At 73.2% G+C, this 16789-nt stretch carries 12 protein-coding genes; 7 read left to right on the plus strand and 5 right to left on the minus strand.

Annotation, left to right across the window (positions count from 1 at the left end; genetic code table 11):
* The first annotated feature begins 52 nt into the window (after nt 1–52).
* Nucleotides 53–979 carry an alpha/beta hydrolase gene (locus tag AMK27_RS06085; protein ID WP_073904024.1) on the plus strand — a complete coding sequence of 309 codons (927 nt, stop codon included), beginning with the start codon at nt 53–55 and terminating at the stop codon, nt 977–979.
* Nucleotides 980–1051: 72 nt separating this feature from the next.
* On the opposite strand, the gene AMK27_RS06090 is transcribed toward AMK27_RS06085, so the two are convergent.
* The 3 genes from AMK27_RS06090 to AMK27_RS06100 all read right to left on the minus strand — a co-directional run bounded on the left by AMK27_RS06090 (nt 1052) and on the right by AMK27_RS06100 (nt 5071).
* Nucleotides 1052–2695: a flavin-containing monooxygenase gene (locus tag AMK27_RS06090; protein WP_079188219.1), complete on the minus strand. Its 1644-nt coding sequence runs from the start codon at nt 2693–2695 to the stop codon at nt 1052–1054.
* A 13-nt stretch (nt 2696–2708) separates the two neighbouring features.
* Nucleotides 2709–4253 carry a FadD3 family acyl-CoA ligase gene (locus tag AMK27_RS06095; protein WP_073903203.1) on the minus strand — a complete coding sequence of 515 codons (1545 nt, stop codon included), beginning with the start codon at nt 4251–4253 and terminating at the stop codon, nt 2709–2711.
* A gap of 239 nt (nt 4254–4492) precedes the next feature.
* Nucleotides 4493–5071, minus strand: coding sequence for a TetR/AcrR family transcriptional regulator (locus tag AMK27_RS06100; RefSeq protein WP_073903205.1), 579 nt, complete (start codon nt 5069–5071; stop codon nt 4493–4495).
* Between the two features lie 91 nt (nt 5072–5162).
* On the opposite strand from AMK27_RS06100, the gene AMK27_RS06105 reads away from it, so the two are divergent.
* Both AMK27_RS06105 and AMK27_RS06110 read left to right on the plus strand, forming a co-directional pair.
* Nucleotides 5163–5609 carry a DUF1772 domain-containing protein gene (locus tag AMK27_RS06105; RefSeq protein WP_073903208.1) on the plus strand — a complete coding sequence of 149 codons (447 nt, stop codon included), beginning with the start codon at nt 5163–5165 and terminating at the stop codon, nt 5607–5609.
* Between the two features lie 194 nt (nt 5610–5803).
* A complete protein-coding gene (locus AMK27_RS06110; protein WP_073903211.1) occupies nt 5804–6229 on the plus strand; it encodes a DUF4267 domain-containing protein in 426 nt (141 codons plus the stop codon).
* Between the two features lie 28 nt (nt 6230–6257).
* On the opposite strand, the gene AMK27_RS06115 is transcribed toward AMK27_RS06110, so the two are convergent.
* Complete coding sequence (locus AMK27_RS06115) at nt 6258–6674, minus strand: hypothetical protein (protein WP_158076903.1); 417 nt, start codon at nt 6672–6674, stop codon at nt 6258–6260.
* 356 nt (nt 6675–7030) lie between these two features.
* On the opposite strand from AMK27_RS06115, the gene AMK27_RS06120 reads away from it, so the two are divergent.
* A complete protein-coding gene (locus AMK27_RS06120) occupies nt 7031–8158 on the plus strand; it encodes a hypothetical protein (protein ID WP_073903217.1) in 1128 nt (375 codons plus the stop codon).
* 180 nt (nt 8159–8338) lie between these two features.
* On the opposite strand, the gene AMK27_RS06125 is transcribed toward AMK27_RS06120, so the two are convergent.
* Nucleotides 8339–9136, minus strand: coding sequence for an SGNH/GDSL hydrolase family protein (locus tag AMK27_RS06125; protein ID WP_073903219.1), 798 nt, complete (start codon nt 9134–9136; stop codon nt 8339–8341).
* 312 nt (nt 9137–9448) lie between these two features.
* On the opposite strand from AMK27_RS06125, the gene AMK27_RS06130 reads away from it, so the two are divergent.
* From AMK27_RS06130 to AMK27_RS06140, 3 genes are all read left to right on the plus strand, one after another.
* Entirely contained in the window at nt 9449–12001 is a 2553-nt protein-coding gene (locus AMK27_RS06130) for a discoidin domain-containing protein (RefSeq protein WP_241847323.1), read from the plus strand.
* A 284-nt stretch (nt 12002–12285) separates the two neighbouring features.
* Nucleotides 12286–12771 (plus strand): hypothetical protein, encoded by a 486-nt coding sequence (locus AMK27_RS06135; protein WP_073904030.1) that lies wholly within the window; start codon nt 12286–12288, stop codon nt 12769–12771.
* A gap of 218 nt (nt 12772–12989) precedes the next feature.
* Nucleotides 12990–16718 carry an NACHT domain-containing protein gene (locus AMK27_RS06140; RefSeq protein ID WP_073903222.1) on the plus strand — a complete coding sequence of 1243 codons (3729 nt, stop codon included), beginning with the start codon at nt 12990–12992 and terminating at the stop codon, nt 16716–16718.
* The last annotated feature ends 71 nt before the right edge of the window (nt 16719–16789 follow it).

Consider the following 16789-nt stretch of genomic DNA (forward strand, 5'->3'; position numbering starts at 1 on the left):
ACCCGTGAACCAACCGCAGAACCGATCCGTGAACCGGCCCCCGAGCCGGCCCGTGAACCACACCGCGAACGGGCCCGACCCCGAGGTCCAGGCGGTCATCGACCTGGCGACCGCCGGCTTCCCCCCGCTGGCGACGGAGATGACGGACATCGCCGAGGTACGCGCCTTCTTCGCCGCGCGCCCCCGGCCGGCCGTCCCCCCGCCCCCCGTCGCCCGCGTCGCGGACGAGGACGCCGACGGCGTGCCCGTCCGCGTCTACGACCCGGCCGTCCGCGAGACCGCCCCCGTGATCGTGTTCTGCCACGGGGGCGGCTTCGTCCTCTGCGACCTCGACAGCCACGACGGCTTCTGCCGCTCCCTCGCCCTCGCCACGGAGGCGGTCGTCGTCTCCGTCGACTACCGCCGCGCCCCCGAGCACCCCTTCCCCGCCGCCCCCGAGGACGCCTACACGGCGCTGCTGTGGACGGCGACGCGCTTCCCGGGCCGCCGGATCGCCGTCGCGGGGGACAGCGCGGGCGCCAACCTCGCCACGGTCCTCACCCTGCTCTCCCGCGACCGGGGCGGCCCCGAGATCGCCTGCCAGGCGCTCTACTACCCGATGCTCGACCCGACCCGCTCCCGCGCCTCGCACCGGGAGAACGCCCGGGGCTACTTCCTCACCGCCGACCACCTGCGCTGGTACTGGGACGGCTACCTGCCCCGTCCGGCGGACCGCAGCAGCCCCTACGCGGCACCGCTGGCCGGCGTCGACCTGTCCGGACTTCCACCCGCCCAGGTCGTCACCGCCGGCTTCGACCCCCTGCGGGACGACGGTCTCGCGTACGCGGACGCCCTCGCCTCGGCCGGCGTCCCCGTGGAGGCCCACCACCACGCCGGGATGTTCCACGGCTTCCTCTCCATGGCGGGCGCCCTTCCCGCGGCGGCCGAAGCCCGCGCGGCCGCCTTCGCCGCCCTGCGCAGGGCCCTCGCCCCCCGCTGACCCCGTGCACGCGTGCGCCCCGCCCCCACCGGACCAGGTGGGGGCGGGGCGCACGCTCATGCCGCGGCCGGCTCAGTCCCGTATCAGCACGAACCCCTTGTACCCCGAGGCCGCGACATCCGCGATGATCTCCCCGTACACCCCGAAGCCGCCGATGAACGGCATGAACACCCGCGGCTTGCCAGGGATGTTGGCCCCCAGGTACCAGGAGTTCGCCGTCGGGAACAAGGTGGCCGCCGCCCGGTCGCGGCACTGCGCGACCCACTGCTCGACGGCCTCCTCGCTCGCCTCGATCGCGCGGTGGCCGTGCTCGTCGAGATGGCGCAGGCAGTCGCCGAGCCAGTCGACGTGCTGCTCGGCGCAGAGCACGACGTTGGCCATGACGGACGGGCTGCCGGGACCCGTGAGGTTGAACAGGTTCGGGAAGCCGTCGACGCCCAGACCCAGATACGTGCGAGGACCCTCGCTCCAGACGTCCCTCAGCGCCCGCCCGCCGCGCCCCCGCACGTCCACCCGGTCGATCGCCCCGGTCATCGCGTCGAAGCCGGTCGCGAAGACGAGGGCGTCCAGCTCCACGCGGGTGCCGTCGGCCAGCACGATCCCGCTGCCGTCGATCCGCTCGATCGCGTTCTCGCGCAGGCTCACGAGACGCACGTCGTCCCGGTTGAACGTCTCGTAGTAGTGCGAGTCGGTGACGATCCGCTTGGTGCCGATCGGATGGTCGGTGGGGACCAGCAGGTCGGCGGCGGCCGGGTCCTCGATGAGGGCACGGACCTTCTCCTCCCAGAACGCGCGGGCCGCGTCGTTCGCCGCGGGGTCGGTCAGCTGGTCGGGGAACGTCTTGGAGTACAGGACGCCGCCGAGTTCCCAGCGCTCCTCGAACGCGGCCCGCCGCTCGTCGGGGGACACGTCGAACGTCGCCGACGGGTGCGCCGTGTGGGGCGAGCCGCCGCCGCTGAGCCGGGACAGCCGCCGCCGTTCCGCGTAGCCCGCCTTCTGCCGGCGCCGGGTCCGCTCGTCCAGCGGCTCGTTCCCCGCCGGGATGCTGAAGTTGGCGCTGCGCTGGAAGACCGTGAGGTGCGCCGCCTGCTCCGCGATCAGCGGGATCGCCTGGATGCCGGAGGAGCCGGTGCCGATCACCCCGACCCGCAGACCGCTGAAGTCCACGCCCTCGGGGGGCCACGCACCGGTGTGGTACGTGGCGCCGGTGAACTCCCCGGCCCCCGCGATGTCCGGTACGTGGGTGCTGGAGAGGCAGCCGACGGCGAACACGCAGAACCGGGCCGACACCACCTCGCCGCCGTCCGTGCGGACCGTCCAGCGCAGCGACTCCTCGTCCAGCTCGGCGGAGGTCACCGAAGTCGAGAAGGTGTAGCTGCGGCGCAGGTCGAAGCGGTCGGCGACATGACGCAGATAGCGGACGATCTCCGGCTGGGTGGCGTACTTCTCGCTCCAGTCCCACTCCTGCTGGAGCTCCTCGTCGAAGGAGTACGAGTAGTCCACGGACTCCACGTCGCAGCGGGCGCCCGGGTAGCGGTTCCAGTGCCAGACACCGCCCACGTCGTCGCCCCGCTCGAAGCCGCGCACGCGGTGGCCGAGGGCGCGCAGCCGGTGCACGGCGTACAGCCCGGTGACGCCCGCTCCGACGACGACCACATCGACATCGACATCGACATCGACATCGACGGCGTCGGATTCGGTGATGCTGTCGTTCACGTTCGTACTCTCCTCATCGGATGGTGGTGTTCTCCGTGTGCCGCAGCGCGTTCTTGTCGACCTTGCCCGCCGCGTTGTGCGGCAGGGCCGGCACGGAGCGGAAGGCCCGCGGGACCTTGAAGTTGGCCAGTCGCTCCCGCGTGTACGCGGTCAGCTCCGCCTCGTTCACCGGGGCCCCGGCCGCCGGTACGCAGTACGCCACGCCGACCTCCCCGAGCCGCGCGTCCGGCGCCCCCACGACCGCCACGTCCAGGACGTCCGGGTGGCCGCGCAGCACCTGCTCCACCTCTGCCGGGTACACGTTGAAGCCGCCCACCACCAGCATGTCCTTGAGCCGGTCGGTGATCCGCAGGAAGCCGCGCTCGTCGAGCACTCCGACGTCCCCGGTGTGCAGCCAGCCGTCCGCGTCGACGGCCTGCGCCGTCGCCTCGGGATCGTCGAGGTAGCCCCGCATCACGTGGTACCCGCGGGTGAGGATCTCGCCCGGCTCCCCGGGCGGTGCGTCGACGCGCAGCTCCGTGCCCTCCAGGGCGGTCCCGGACGTACGGGCCAGCGTCTCCGGGGCCTCGTCCGGCGGGCAGATCGCGACCACACCCGTCGACTCGGTCAGTCCGTACGCGGTGTTGACGCTCCCCGCGCCGAGGGACGTCCTGATCTGCTCGATCAGCGCGGTGGGGATGTTCGCCGCGCCCGTGACCGCCATCCGCATCGACGTGAGGTCGTACGCCGCACGCTCGGGATGGTGGACGAGCGAGGTGAAGAGGGTCGGCGCTCCGGTCAGCACGGAGATCCGCTCGTCCTGGATCCGTCCGAGGACGGCCCCGGCGTCGAACACCCGCTCCGGGACGATCGTGGCCCCTTGCAACAGGCAGGCGAGGACGCCGGCCTTGTAACCGAAGGTGTGGAAGAAGGGGTTGACGAGGAGGTGGCGGTCGCCGCGCCGGAGGGTGACCGTGCGCGCCCAGGCGTCGTACACGCGCAGGTTCTGCCCGTGGGTGCTGGGCACGCCCTTGGGGCGGCCCGACGTGCCGGAGGTGAAGAGGACGTCGGCGGTGTCGGCGGGCCGCACGGCGGCGGTGCGCGCGAGCCGCTCCTGTCCGGTGACCCGGTCCGCACCCGAGAGGAAGCGCGACCAGTCTCCGGAGTGCAGGGCCACCGTCCGCTCCAGGAGCGGGAGTTCCTCGCCCGAGGCCGCGAGCAGCGCCCGGTAGTCCGTACCCAGGAAGTCGTGCTCGGTGAACAGGAGCCGGGTGCGGGACCGGCGCAGGATGTCGGCGGCCTCGGCCGCCTTGTAGCGGGTGTTGACCGGCACCAGCACCCCGCCGGCCGCGACCGCGCCCAGCGCGGCCACCACCCAGCGGGCGCTGTTGGGCGCCCACACGGCGACCGGGTCGCCCGGGCCGATCCCTTGCGCGATGACCGCGCGCGCCACCCGGTCGACCCGGTCCCGCAGTTCCGCGAACGTCCAGCGCTCCTCGCCGAAGACGAGGGCCTCCTCGTCCCCGTATCGCTCGGCGGCCCAGTCCGCGAGCCGGGCGATGGTCTGCGCGCCCCTCATGATCTGTCACGTCCTCCCTGCGGCCCCGCCCCTCGGGCGGGGCGCGGGTGGTGGAACCACGGCGGTTCGGAGCCTGGCAGGGAGGGGCCGCCCGGCGCAGGGGGCGGTTCCCACTCACCGGGAAGGTGGACCGAGCAGTGCCGAGGGAGGCGGCGGAGGCCCGACCGGACCCGGTCCGGCCGGGGTCCCGCGGGTGACCGGGACGAGCGGCCCCGGCGTGCGCCCGCCGACGCGGCGCGTCAGAGCACGGCGAGCCGGTCCACCAGCAGCTCCACCCGCTGCGCGGCGTCCTCCGGCAGCAGCCGTCGCGTTCTGGTCAGGGTGGCCAGGCCGTGCAGGGAGGCCCAGAACACCTCGGTGAACAGCCCCGGGTGGACGCCGTCCCCCGCGACCTCGCCGAGGGTTTCCAGCAGGGCGGCGAAGGCGTCCTTGAGCGGCTCGGGGGTGTCCTCCCGCGCGTACGCCAGGCCGCCGTCGAGCTGGAACAGGGCGTCGTAGACCGCCGGGTTGTCCTCGGCGAAGTCGAGGTAGGCGCGGGCGAGTGCGGTAACCCGCTCGCGCGGGCCGTGCGCGCCGCAGGTGGCGGCCCGCACCGCGGCGGCCATCTCGGTGGCGCCTTGCAGGGCGACGGCGCCGATGATCTCGCGTTTGCCGCGGAAGTGGCTGTAGAGGACGGGCTGGCTGTACTCGATGCGCTCGGCGAGGCGGCGGGTGGTGACCGCGTCCCAGCCCTGCTGCTCGGCGAGTTCGCGGGCCGTCGCCACGATGAGGCGCTCGCGGTCCGCCCGTTCGCGCTGCTTGCGTTCCTGTACCGACATGATTCGATCCTAGCACCGCTAGACAATCGAGCGGCAGTAGAGCTAGCGTTGCATCATCAGCTAGCAACGCTAGATGCCAGGAGGGGTCATCATGCTCAACGCACTCGAGGTCTTCACCACGGTGGTCGTCGGTCTGATGGTGGGGGTGGAGTTCTCGGTCGCCTTCGTCATCAACCCGATCTTCAACGCCCTCCCGGAGGACAGCGGCCAGCTCGGCCGCGCCCACGGCGGCCGGATGCTCGGCGCCGTGATGCCGGTCTGGTACATCGGCTCACTCGTCCTCGCCGCCGTCTGGGCCGTGGCCGGGTGGGGCCAGGACGGCGCCGGCCTCGTCGTCACCGCCGGAGCGCTGCTGATCGTCAGCGTGATCATGTCGATCCTGCTGCTCGTCCCGATCAACAACCGGGGCAAGACCTGGACCCCGGAGAACCGGCCCGCCGACTGGAAGGACCAGATGAAGCGCTGGGACCGCTACCACTACGTCCGCGTCGCCGTCATCATCGCCGCCTTCACCCTGCTCGTCGCGGCCCGCACCTGACGCGACGGCGGTCCCGGCAGCACCTGCGGTGGGGGCCTGGTGGTGTCCGCGTCCCGCGGTCCCGACCAGGCCCCCACGACGTACCACGTGCGTGCCTCCCGATCCAGCGCACCCGGCGGCACACCCGGCTCACCGGCTCACCGGCTCACCGGCTCACCGGCCCACAGAGACTCACATCGCAGGGAGTGGAAACGATGTCACTGAAGAAGATCAACACCGCCCTGGCCGCCGTCTTCGTCCTCTTCATCCTCTGGTTCGGCTCGGAGTTCATCCTGAGCCCGGAGACGACGGCACCGGGCTTCGGCCTGCCGAGCTGGCCGTCGGGCGACGGCGGCGGATTCCTGGTCGTCAAGGGAATCCGCGACGTGGTCATGGCCCTGGTCCTGGGCCTCCTGCTGGTGACGGGCCACCGCCGGGCGCTGGGCTGGGCGATCCTGGTGGAGTCCCTCGCCGCGTACGGCGACATGACCACGGTGCTGTCCCACCACGGCTCCGTGGCCACCGCGCTCGGCATCCACGGCCTGACCGCGACCCTGATGGTGGTCAACGGCCTGCTGCTCCTGCGCGAGACCCGAAACACCGCACCGGCTCCGGCGGCAGCCGCCCCGCAGCCCGCCTAGCGAGGAACAGCCCTGCCGTGAACCAGGGTCAGGGCGCCTCTTTCATCCGGCTGAGGGTGAAGACCAGGGACTCGACGTGCTCGGGTGAGCCCTCGCTCCCGTCCGAGAAGTCCGCGAACTCCAGGACCACGTCCTCCTTGTCCCTGCGCGCCTTCACCTTCTCGCCGAGGCCGACGGCCCAGCCGCCCTGCATCGAGTACTCCCGGGACAGGGCGTCATCGGCGGGCTCCGGGACCGAAGGGACGCGGTACGGCTCCGCGCCCTCGCTGTCGACCCCGTCCATGATGACCGTCAGCCGGGAGGAGTCGTACTCCCACCGGCCCGAGAGCCCCAACCGGGTCTCCGACCACTGCCCGTCGCCCGTGATCGTCAGGATCCCCTCGATGCCGGTATTGGTCGTGAAGCTCCAGGAACCCTCGGCGAACGCCGTGATCGCCTTCTCCACCGGACTCCCGCACCCCGACACCGCCGTAGCGGCGATCCCCGCCAGCAGATACCGCAGCGCTGTCCGACGGCCCACTAAGCCGACCAGATCACGCTTCCTCATACGAGCCTCCCCCTCCCGGGCCCCGTTCGGGGACACCAGGGTCATCTGACACCCGAGCGGCAAGACTGCGCCGCTCTGCCGACGCTGACAAGCCCCTGACGGGCAGTCGGCTCCGCTTGCCGGGCAACAAGCGGGAGGGCGCGGCCCGTTACGCGGCGGGCGTCTTTCGAAGACGCATGAAACATCTCCCGCCGGTCAGCGCGTCAAAGGGATGACACACGTACGACACCCGACTTCCTGCGAGGAATCCCGCAATGAATCTTTCCCTGCCCCTCGCGGCCACCGCCGTCGCCGTCGGCCTGGCCTCGTTCGTCGCCGTCTCCGCGGCCCCCGCTGCCGCCGAGACGCAGGACTGGCGGAACGTCAGCCCGACGGCGAGCGACGGCAGCGTGCTGTTCGACGTGGAGACCGCGGGCGGCGCCACCTGGGCCGTCGGCAAGCGCAGCGACGCGACCACCCGTCCCTTCGCGCCGGTCGCGCTGCGCTGGACCGGAACCCGCTGGCAGGCGCCTCCGCAGCCCGCCGACCACGGCCGCCTGGAGGACCTCGCGGTCGGCGCGCCCGACCAGGTGTGGGCCGTGGGCACCCGCTACGAAACCGTCGGCGAGGACGACTGGGACCGGGGGCGCGCGCTGCTCCAGCACTGGAACGGCAAGGCCTGGAGCGCGGTCGAGCTGCCCTTCCCGAAGGGGGCGGACGGCACGTCGCTGTCGGCCGTCGACGTGGACGCGCGCGGTGCGGTCTGGGCGCACGGCACGTACACCGATGAGACCGGCGAGTACCGGCAGGCCCTGTTCCGCGGCAGGGCGGACGGCAGCGGCGGCTGGACCCGGCTGCCGGCCGAGACGGGGCTCGCCTGGGTCTCCCAACTGGAGGTGGGACCCGGCGGGGTCGTCTTCGCCATCGGTGACGGCGTCTCGCGGTTCGACGGCACGTCGTGGACGAAGCAGGAGCTGCCGAGCGGGCTGGACGGCGCCATGTTCGACGGCATCGAGCGCCGGTCGGCGAACGACATCTGGGCCGTCGGCCACATGCGGGACGAGAACCTGTGGCGCCGTCCCGTCGTCATCCGTTTCGACGGCCGGACGTGGTCCATCGTGCGCACGCCCGCCGAGACGGGCCAGCTGTTCGACATCGCCTTCGACGGCTCCGGCCGCCCGGTGATCGTGGGGGAGACCATGAACCCCGAGGTCAACCCGGCCGGTAACTACGTCCTGACGCTCGGACCCAACGGCCTGCTCAAGCGCACGGAGAGCCCGCGCGGCGCCGGTTTCCTGTACGGGGCCGCCAGCGACGCGGCGGGCCGGGTCTGGACGGTGGGCGGCGCCGAGGGCGCGGAGGGCGGCATCTCCCCGTCGGCGTACGCGGGCATCCGCCGCTGATCCGACGCATGAGGGAGCCGGACGGAGCCGATTCGGCCTCGTGGACGGCGGCGACGGTATGCGGAGGTGCCGTGTGCCGACCGTCCTCGGGCCGAACGGCTCCGGCCCCGGAGCGGCCCGTGCCGCACCCCTTCCGAGTCACCCCGGCCTGGAACTCAGGCCCCGCCCCGCCTCTGGTGTTCAGGCGCTGACCGGCGGCATCCCCACGGGCAGCAGCTGCGGGCGTCGGGCGGCGCGGCCGTCGCCGGAGGAGCGGCCCTGCAGGCGGCGGAGCAGCCAGGGGCCGAGGAATCCGGCGGCCCAGCGCAGTTCGGCGGCTGCCGTACGTACCGCGCCGACGGTCGCGGTCGTGTCGGGCGCCAGGTCCCGGGTCCACGAGTCGTCGCTGCCCGGCAGGTCGAGCGCCTGCGCGAGGGCGGCGGAGATCCGGTCGTGTCCCAGCGGGCTCGCGTGCAGCCGGTCCGCGGCCCAGAACCGCGGATCGATGGCGGCGGCGTGCAGTGAGGTCTCGGCGAGAGCGACGCCGTGCCGGGCCGCGGCGAGCCGAATGCGGTCGTTGAGGGCGGCGATCCGGGGTGCGACGGGGCGGGCGATGGGCGCGATGCGGGTGATGTCGGGGATCGTGACGGTCGCGACGCGCGCCCCCGCTCCGGTGAGTGCGGCGAACATCGCCTCCACGTGGGCGGCGGTCTCGTCCGGGTCGAACCGGGGCCGCAGCAGGTCGTTGACACCGGCGATCACCGTGGCGACGTCGGGGCGGAGGGCGAGTGCGGGGCCGAGCTGCTCCGCGCGGATCTGTCCGGCGAGCCGGCCCCGGACGGCCAGGTTCGCGTACCGCACCTCCGGGTTCACCGCCGCGAGCCTCTCGGCGAGCCGGTCCGCGAAGCCGCGCAGCCCGGTGACGTCGTCGCCGTCGCCGACGCCTTCCGTCTGGCTGTCGCCCAGTGCGACGTATCGCAGGTACTGACCGTTGCTCATGCGCCGTCCGTCTCTCCCGCGGCACCGGCGTGCCGTATCCGGAAGCGCATAGTACTCAATAATGTGTGTATTCGTTTCGATGGGTATGCGGGAGCCTGCCGCATCGGCGTCCGCGGGCGCCCTCCCCGTATCGCGCCACGTCGTGCCTCCCTGTAGCGCGCCGCGCGGTGCCAACTCGTAGCGCGTCAGGTTGCGCCGTGTCGCGACGGAGGGGCCTGTCTCGGACAACTCCGCCTTTCCGCGAGTGAGTTGCACTGTTCTGCCCTATGTTCTGGGAGCCCGCAGCATGCGCAGTTCGCCCAGGAGGCACGATTGCAGCCCAGACGTACCAGAGCCCTCGCCGGAGCGTTACGACGCTCCCCTCTGCTCATCGCCCTCGCCCTCGGCTCGCTCCTCGTCGGGTTCACCCCCTGGCTCGGAGTGGCGAGCGCCGGGCCCGACGGCCGCGCGCCCGCGGCCCGGCCGACACCCGGCCCCCTCGAACAGCAGTCGGCGAAGCAGTCGCCGCACCACGGCGTGGCGCCGGCCAATGCCATGGAGCCGATGGCTCCCCTGCTCGACCGCACGGGATGGACCGCCGTCGCGAGCGACGAGGAGACCGCCAAGGAGAACGGCCGCGCGGCCAACGTCCTCGACAACGACGCCGCCACCTTCTGGCACAGCAGGTGGTCGGGCACGGCGGCCCCGATGCCGCACAGCATCACCGTCGACATGCACCGCACCACGGTGGTCTCTGCGCTCGTCTACCAACCCCGCGCCACCGGGGCCAACGGGCGCGTCGGCGAGTACAGCATCAGCGTGAGCACCGACGGCCGGGACTGGGGGAGTCCGGTCGCCACCGGAACCCTCGCGGACGACGGCAGCGCCAAGACCCTCGCGTTCGCCCCGCAGGGCGCCCGGTTCGTCCGGCTCACCGCCGTCACCGAAGCCGGTCGGCGCGGCCCGTGGACCTCCGCCGCCGAGCTCAACCTGCTCGGCGACCCCGGGACCCCGGCGGCCACGGTCGACCTGCCCAGGACCGGATGGACCGCCGTCGCGAGCGACGAGGAGACCGCCAAGGAGAACGGCCGCGCGGCCAACGTCCTCGACAACGACGCCGCCACCTTCTGGCACAGCAGGTGGTCGGGGACCGCGGCCCCGATGCCGCACAGCATCACCGTCGACATGCACCGCACCAGCGCTGTCTCCGCCCTGGTCTACCAGCCCCGCAAGGACGGCACCAACGGGCGCGCGGGCGCGTACACCGTCACCACCAGCACCGACGGCACCGCCTTCGGGGCATCGGTCGCCACGGGCACCTGGCGCGACGACGACACCGTCAAGACCGCCACCTTCACCCGCGCCGTGAACGCCCGCTACATACGCCTGACGGTCACCGGCGAGGCCGGGAAACGCGGACCCTGGACCTCGGCGGCCGAGATACGCCTGAGCGGACCGGCCAACCCCGCCGTCCACGGCTCCTGGGACCGGATCACGGGCTTCCCCCTGGTGCCGGTGGCCACCGCGGTCCTGCCAGGCGACAAGCTCCTCGCCTGGTCGGCGTACGCGCTCGACCGCTTCGGCGGCAACAGCGGCTACACCCAGACCGCCATCCTGGACCTGAAGACCGGCAAGGTCACCCAACGCCGCATCGACAGCACCGGACACGACATGTTCTGCCCGGGCATAGCGATGCTCGCCGACGGCCGGGTCCTGGTCACCGGCGGCAGCAACGCGGACAAGGCGAGCATCTACGACCCCGCCACCGACTCCTGGTCGGCGACCGCCGCCATGAACATCCCCCGCGGCTACCAGTCCATGACCCTGCTCTCCACCGGCGAGGCCTTCGTCCTCGGCGGATCGTGGAGCGGAGCCACGGGCGACAAGTCCGGCGAGGTCTGGTCCCCCGACACCGGCACCTGGCGCAGGCTCCCCGGCGTCCCGGCCGCGCCCGCGCTGACGACCGACCCCCGCGGCCCCTACCGCGCGGACAACCACATGTGGCTGTACGCGACTTCGGGCGGAAGGGTGCTCCAGGCGGGCCCCAGCAAGCAGATGAACTGGATCTCGACCGAGGGGAACGGCAGCATCACCTCCGCCGGCACCCGGGCCGACAGCCAGGACGCCATGACCGGCAACGCCGTCGCGTACGACATCGGCAAGCTGCTCACCCTGGGCGGCTCGCCCGCGTACGAGAACACACCGGCCACCCGGCGCGCGTACACCGTGAGCGTCGACGGCGACCAGGTGCGGGCCGCGCGCACGGGCGACATGGGCCACGCCCGCGCCTTCGGCAACAGCGTCGTCCTGCCCGACGGCAAGGTCGCCGTGTTCGGCGGGCAGTCCTACCCCGTGCCGTTCAGCGACGCCACGTCCGTCCTGACCCCCGAGCTGTGGGACCCCGCGACGGGGACCTTCACCCCGCTCGCCAGCATGGCCGTCCCGCGCAACTACCACAGCGTGGCGAACCTGCTGCCCGACGGGCGGATCTTCTCCGGCGGCGGAGGCCTCTGCGGGGACTGCGCCACCAACCATTCCGACGGGGCCGTGTTCACACCGCCGTACCTGCTCGACGCGGACGGTTCGCCCAAGCCGCGCCCCGTCATCACCGGCGGCGTGCCGCCCCGAGCCGCGGTCGGCAGCTCGCTCACCGTCGCCACCGAAGGTCCGGTGGCCTCCTTCGTCCTGATGCGGGCCGCCGCCGCGACCCACTCCACGGACAACGACCAGCGGCGGGTCCCGCTGGCCTCCACCGCCGCGGGGACCGGCACGTACACGGTGTCCATCCCGGCGGACAGGGGCGTGGTCCTGCCGGGCACCTACATGCTCTTCGCGCTCGACGCGCACGGGGTGCCGAGCATCGCCCGCTTCCTCACCCTCTCCTGACGGTACGGATCCGGCGCCGGCCGCGCCCCCGCCTCCCGGCGCCGGGAGGCGGGGGCGCGGCCGGTGACGTGCTGGTGGGTGCGGCCGACGGAGGTTGAGAACGCCGCCGGCCGAAGCCCTTGCCGACCCCGTTGGTCAGATCCGGCCCCGGAACGTACTGCGTCGCCACCCGGGGCACTGCTCGTCCGGGATGCCGTGTCGCGGGACGCCATCTGCTGCGCGGGGCTGCGGAGTCAGGCGCTACGGTGGGGGCCGGTACGGCCGGGCGCGAGGAGGGGACGGAGATGCTGGAGCAGGCCCTGGTGGCGCTTGCCGGTATGGGCGGGGCCGCGGTGGTGCAGGCAGCGGGCACGGACGCGTGGACCGGGCTGCGGCAGGCGCTGGCCCAGTGGTTCGGGCGCGGTGACGAGCCGTCTTGGGGGGCCGCACTGGAGCGGCTGGACCGTACCGCCGCAGAGCTCGCGGTCGCGCGGGAGGACGGCGAGGCGACCGCGGAACGCGTGTGTGTCGGGCAGGACGCGGTGTGGCGGTCCCGCATCGAGGAACTGCTTCAAGGGCTGCGTGAGGACGAACGGGACGAGGCGGCGGAAGCGCTGCGCGGGCTGCTGCGACGCCACGCTCCGGCCGACTCGCTGACGACGGGCACGGGCGGGATCGTGGCACAGGGCGACGTCCGGGTCCAGGCCGACCGGGGATCGGTCGCGGCCGGCGTCGTCAACGGGGACGTGAACCTCTCCGTCCCTCCGGCGCCGGATCCGACTCGGGGCTGAACGGCCCGGCAACAGCTGACCCCAGCCCACCCCGCGTCGACGGGAACGGCGCCGACGGCGACTTTGGTGACGGCGGCTACCGTCTCGGCGGTGACGGCGACGCCCAGGGCGTCACCGACGGCCGTACCCGTTCCGGCGGTGACGGCGACGACCCCGCCGACGAGGACGGCGAGACGTCTCCCCACCACGGCGTCACGGTCCGCGCCGACCGAGGCAGCGTGGCCTTCCACCACGCCGAGCAGGTCCACTTCCACGTCCCGCACGCGGACGGGGGCGGACCCGCCCTGGTCGTGCACGCGTACCGGACCGGCGAGACGATCTATCCGCCGCCGTCCCCGTCACCTCGCAGGGCACGGACCAGGACCGCGTCGGCCATCCTCATGGCTGGGGTTCTCGCCGTCGGCCTCGCCGGGAACGGTGCGGTGCTGGGTTCGGAGACCACGGACCGGTGGGCCGCCGTGGCGTTCCTCGTTCTGGGTACCGCGATCGGGGTCTTCGTCGGACGGTCACGCCTCCGGCGGCGGCCAGAGCAGCCTCTGTCGGAGCAGGAGCTGCGCCAGGCGGCCTCGTCGTTGGCGAGGACCCTCGCCGAGCAGTACGCACGGGACCGGGCCGCCGTCCGCATCGACGACCCCGGTCCGCTGCCGGTGCGCTGGGCGGCGGCTCCGAGCGGCATCGGCGACCACCCGGTGAACCTCGCGGGCGCAGGCGAGGCAGCGCCCCGGCTCGACGGCTCCTTCTCCGACATCGTCCGGACCTACGAAAGCCTGCCGCACGGTCGCCTCGTCATCCTGGGTGAGGCCGGTGCCGGCAAGTCGGTGCTGGTCCTCCACCTGGCCGCAGGGCTGTTGGCACGGCGGGAGACCGGCGATCCGGTGCCCGTCGTGTTCCCGGTCTCGTCATGGGACCCCGGAGAGGGGACGCCCCTGTGGTGGTGGGCGGCCGGATGGCTCGCCCAGACGCATGCCTGGGTCCTGGCGGACGACGGCCTCCCGGCCTCCGCGCGCTCCGTCGCACACGGCCTCATCACGTCCGGGCGCGTCCTGCCCGTCCTGGACGGCTTCGACGAACTCCCCGACGCCACCCGCTCCAAGGCGCTCGCCCAGCTGTGCAGAAGTCTGCTTCCGGCCGGGCGCTTCGTCCTCACCAGCCGTACCGCCGAGTTCACCGACGCGGTGAACGCCGGTGAACTCCGTATCCCCAAGACGGCGGCTGTCCAGCTCCAGCCGCTGGAACTGGACGAACTGCGCGCCTACCTGCCGCGCACCAGTCGGGAGCGGGATGACTCCACGACGAAGTGGGACCGCGTTCTGGAGCGGATGGCCGCCGTCGCCACGTTTCCGGCCGCTGATTCCGGCGCCCCGGACTCCGGCCCCCGAGATTCCGGCGCCCGGGACTCCAGCACCCATGGGTGCGGCGCCGCGGACGCCGACACCCGAGATTCCGACACTCGAGATTCCGGCGCCCGCGGCTCCGGCGCCCCGGCCTCCCACGATTCCGTGGCACGGCGTCTGCGCGAGGTCCTGCGCACTCCGCTCATGGTCTCCCTGGCCCGCGCCGTGTACAGCGACACCACCGCGCGTCCCGACGATCTCCTGTCGCAGGGGGATCTCACGAGCCGGGAGGCGGTGGAACGGCATCTGCTGAGCGCGTTCGTCGATACCGCCTACCAGCCGGACCCGGCCGGGGTCCCGGGCCGGCACGACCGAGTGACGCCGGGACGCGCCCGCCGCTACCTGGCCCGTCTCGCCCGCGGCACCGGGCAGGACATCGCCTGGTGGCGCCTTGAGGAACAGGTGCCGTGGGCCTTCCGCGCCCTGCTGGTCTCCCTGCCCCTGGGACTCCTTCTCGCGGCAGCGGTCGCCGTCACCGCCCTGCCCGCGCCGGGAGAACCGGACGTTCCCGGCGTCGGACTCCGCGCGGGCCTTCTCGCGCTCGTCGCGGCCCTGTGCGCCGGGGCGCTCGACTGGATCGGCGAGCACGGAAGCGTGGCCCGTCCCCCGCACCGGCTCCACTCGCCCCGCCGACAGGTGCTCCACTCCCTCCGTGAGCGGCCGGTGGGAGCCGTGCTCTCCGCGTCGGTCCCGGTGGCGGCGCTCGCCGTGTGGATCTGGGCCGTGGCGTCCGGCAACGGCGTCGCCGTCCTCTTCGCCTCCTTCCTGCTGGTGGCGCCGCTCACCGCGGTCTCGCGGACGCTCGCCGTCGTCCGCCGGCCCGCCGACCTGCAGGGAAGCGATCCCGTCACCCTGCTGCGCGAGGACCGCCGCGCCACGCTGGCCCTCGCCGCCCTCACCTCCCCGCACACGCGGAGCATGCTGTCCGCTCAGAAGGCGCTGCCCGTCCTGGTGATCGCCACCCTCCTGTTCTGGGGCCTGGGGCGCGGAGCGGACGCCGTCACCCCCTGGCGCTGGGCCGTCGTGTACGGCGCGGTGGCCGTGTGGTGGTTCCTCTGGAGCTGCGTCCTGTCCGCGTGGGGCCGCTTCACGCTGGCCCGCTGGTGGCTCGCCTCGACCGGACGCCTGCCCCTGCGGCTCACCGAGTTCCTCGCGGACGCGCACCGTCGCGGAGTGCTGCGGCAGACCGGCGGCCTCTACCGGTTCCGGCACATCGAACTGCAGCGCAGCCTGGCGGCCGGGCCGGAGCCCTGGAGCGCGCAAGTCCGGACGGGCCGGGTGCGGCGTCTGGGCGTCGGCGTGCTGTCGGCGGCGACGGGCGCGACCACCGTGGTCCTCCTGGTCGGCTCCGTCCTCTCGGCCCCCGGTGCGATGGGGCCGCTCCACACGCTCGCCACGGCCTGCGACCTGCTTCCGCTCTCGTCCGTGCGCCCCCTGATGGGGTATCCGGGCAGAGGCTTCGGCGGGCAGCCGCCCGTCGACATCTTCTCCGACGCGGGACGGTTCCTCGAGGACGGCTTCCGGCAGCCGAAGAAGGCCGACGACCGGCGCGCCCGAGCGCGCACCTCCTGCGTGACCACGGAGCAGTCCGCACTGCGACCCGAGACGCAGATCGTGCTGACCGTGGCCCTCGCCGCCGGAGCGGGGATGACCGACAGTGCCGAGCGCGCGCAGTACGAGGTGGAGCATCCCGGGCTGTTGAACGCCCGGGTACGCAGTTCCGGCACCGACTGGTCCGTGGCCGCGGGGACGGAGTGGGCGTCGTCCCCCGATGCCCGGTCGCGGCGCGCCGACGAGGACATCCCCGTCGGCTGGGCCCGTGGTCGCATCGGGAACGCGCTGGTGGCCGTGGACGCGGCGCTGGAGTTCGGCACCGAGCGACAGGCCCGAGACACCGCGGAGACGCTCGTACGGCAGGTCCTCGACCGGATCCGCCGCACCCACGGCCTCCCGGGCGGGCCGGTGCCCCAGGGGCCGCCCCTCACGCGTGTCCCGGAGAGCGGTGTCTCCGCCGCATCGCGCTTCGGGATCTTCGACAGGAAGCGGACGGGCCGGCTCGGCGGCGCCGTATGGGCGGACTCCGATCCCGCCCGTGTCGTGGCGCTCGACGAACTGGTGGGGCTGCGGGTACCGCGCGAAGCGCGGTGCTCCACCGGGGGCGAGGACGGGGGACAAGAGGCCGGTACGAGTGTCGTCACCGGCCGATGGCTCGCCTGCACGGTGAGCAGCGGCCCCGCTGCCGGCTTTCGCGCGGACCTTGTGTTCGCCGCCTGCGGCGCGTCCTGCTCGGCGGCCGAACAACGGGCCTTCACGGATCGGCGCCCGGGAAAGCCCCTGGCCGACTGGGACCACCGCGGCACGGTCGCCCATGACCGTTCCCCCGGCTCCGGCTACCTCTACCGGACGCTCGCGGCGACCTCTCACCAGGGGAGGAGGAAAGCCGTGCCGCTCGAAGTCCTCCTCTGGCTGCGCGTCACTTCCTCACCCACGTACCCGGATCTCGCCGACAAGGTCCTCAACGACGTCTGGACGCAGACGGAGACCGGCCGGTGAGGCGCGCGGGAAGGCCGTCCCTCTCTCGCGCGGTGGGACGGCGGCGGCCGGGTCGTGCCCGTCGACCCGGC

The organism is Streptomyces sp. CB02009, from assembly GCF_001905825.1.
Classification (GTDB): Bacteria; Actinomycetota; Actinomycetes; order Streptomycetales; family Streptomycetaceae; genus Streptomyces.

Coding starts and splice junctions, on each gene's coding strand:
- AMK27_RS06120 (WP_073903217.1), top strand. CDS start 7,031: ATGAATCTTTCCCTGCCCCTCGCGGCCACCGCCGTCGCCGTCGGCCTG.
- AMK27_RS06135 (WP_073904030.1), top strand. CDS start 12,286: ATGCTGGAGCAGGCCCTGGTGGCGCTTGCCGGTATGGGCGGGGCCGCG.
- AMK27_RS06110 (WP_073903211.1), top strand. CDS start 5,804: ATGTCACTGAAGAAGATCAACACCGCCCTGGCCGCCGTCTTCGTCCTC.
- AMK27_RS06105 (WP_073903208.1), top strand. CDS start 5,163: ATGCTCAACGCACTCGAGGTCTTCACCACGGTGGTCGTCGGTCTGATG.
- AMK27_RS06125 (WP_073903219.1), bottom strand. CDS start 9,136: ATGAGCAACGGTCAGTACCTGCGATACGTCGCACTGGGCGACAGCCAG.
- AMK27_RS06095 (WP_073903203.1), bottom strand. CDS start 4,253: ATGAGGGGCGCGCAGACCATCGCCCGGCTCGCGGACTGGGCCGCCGAG.
- AMK27_RS06100 (WP_073903205.1), bottom strand. CDS start 5,071: ATGTCGGTACAGGAACGCAAGCAGCGCGAACGGGCGGACCGCGAGCGC.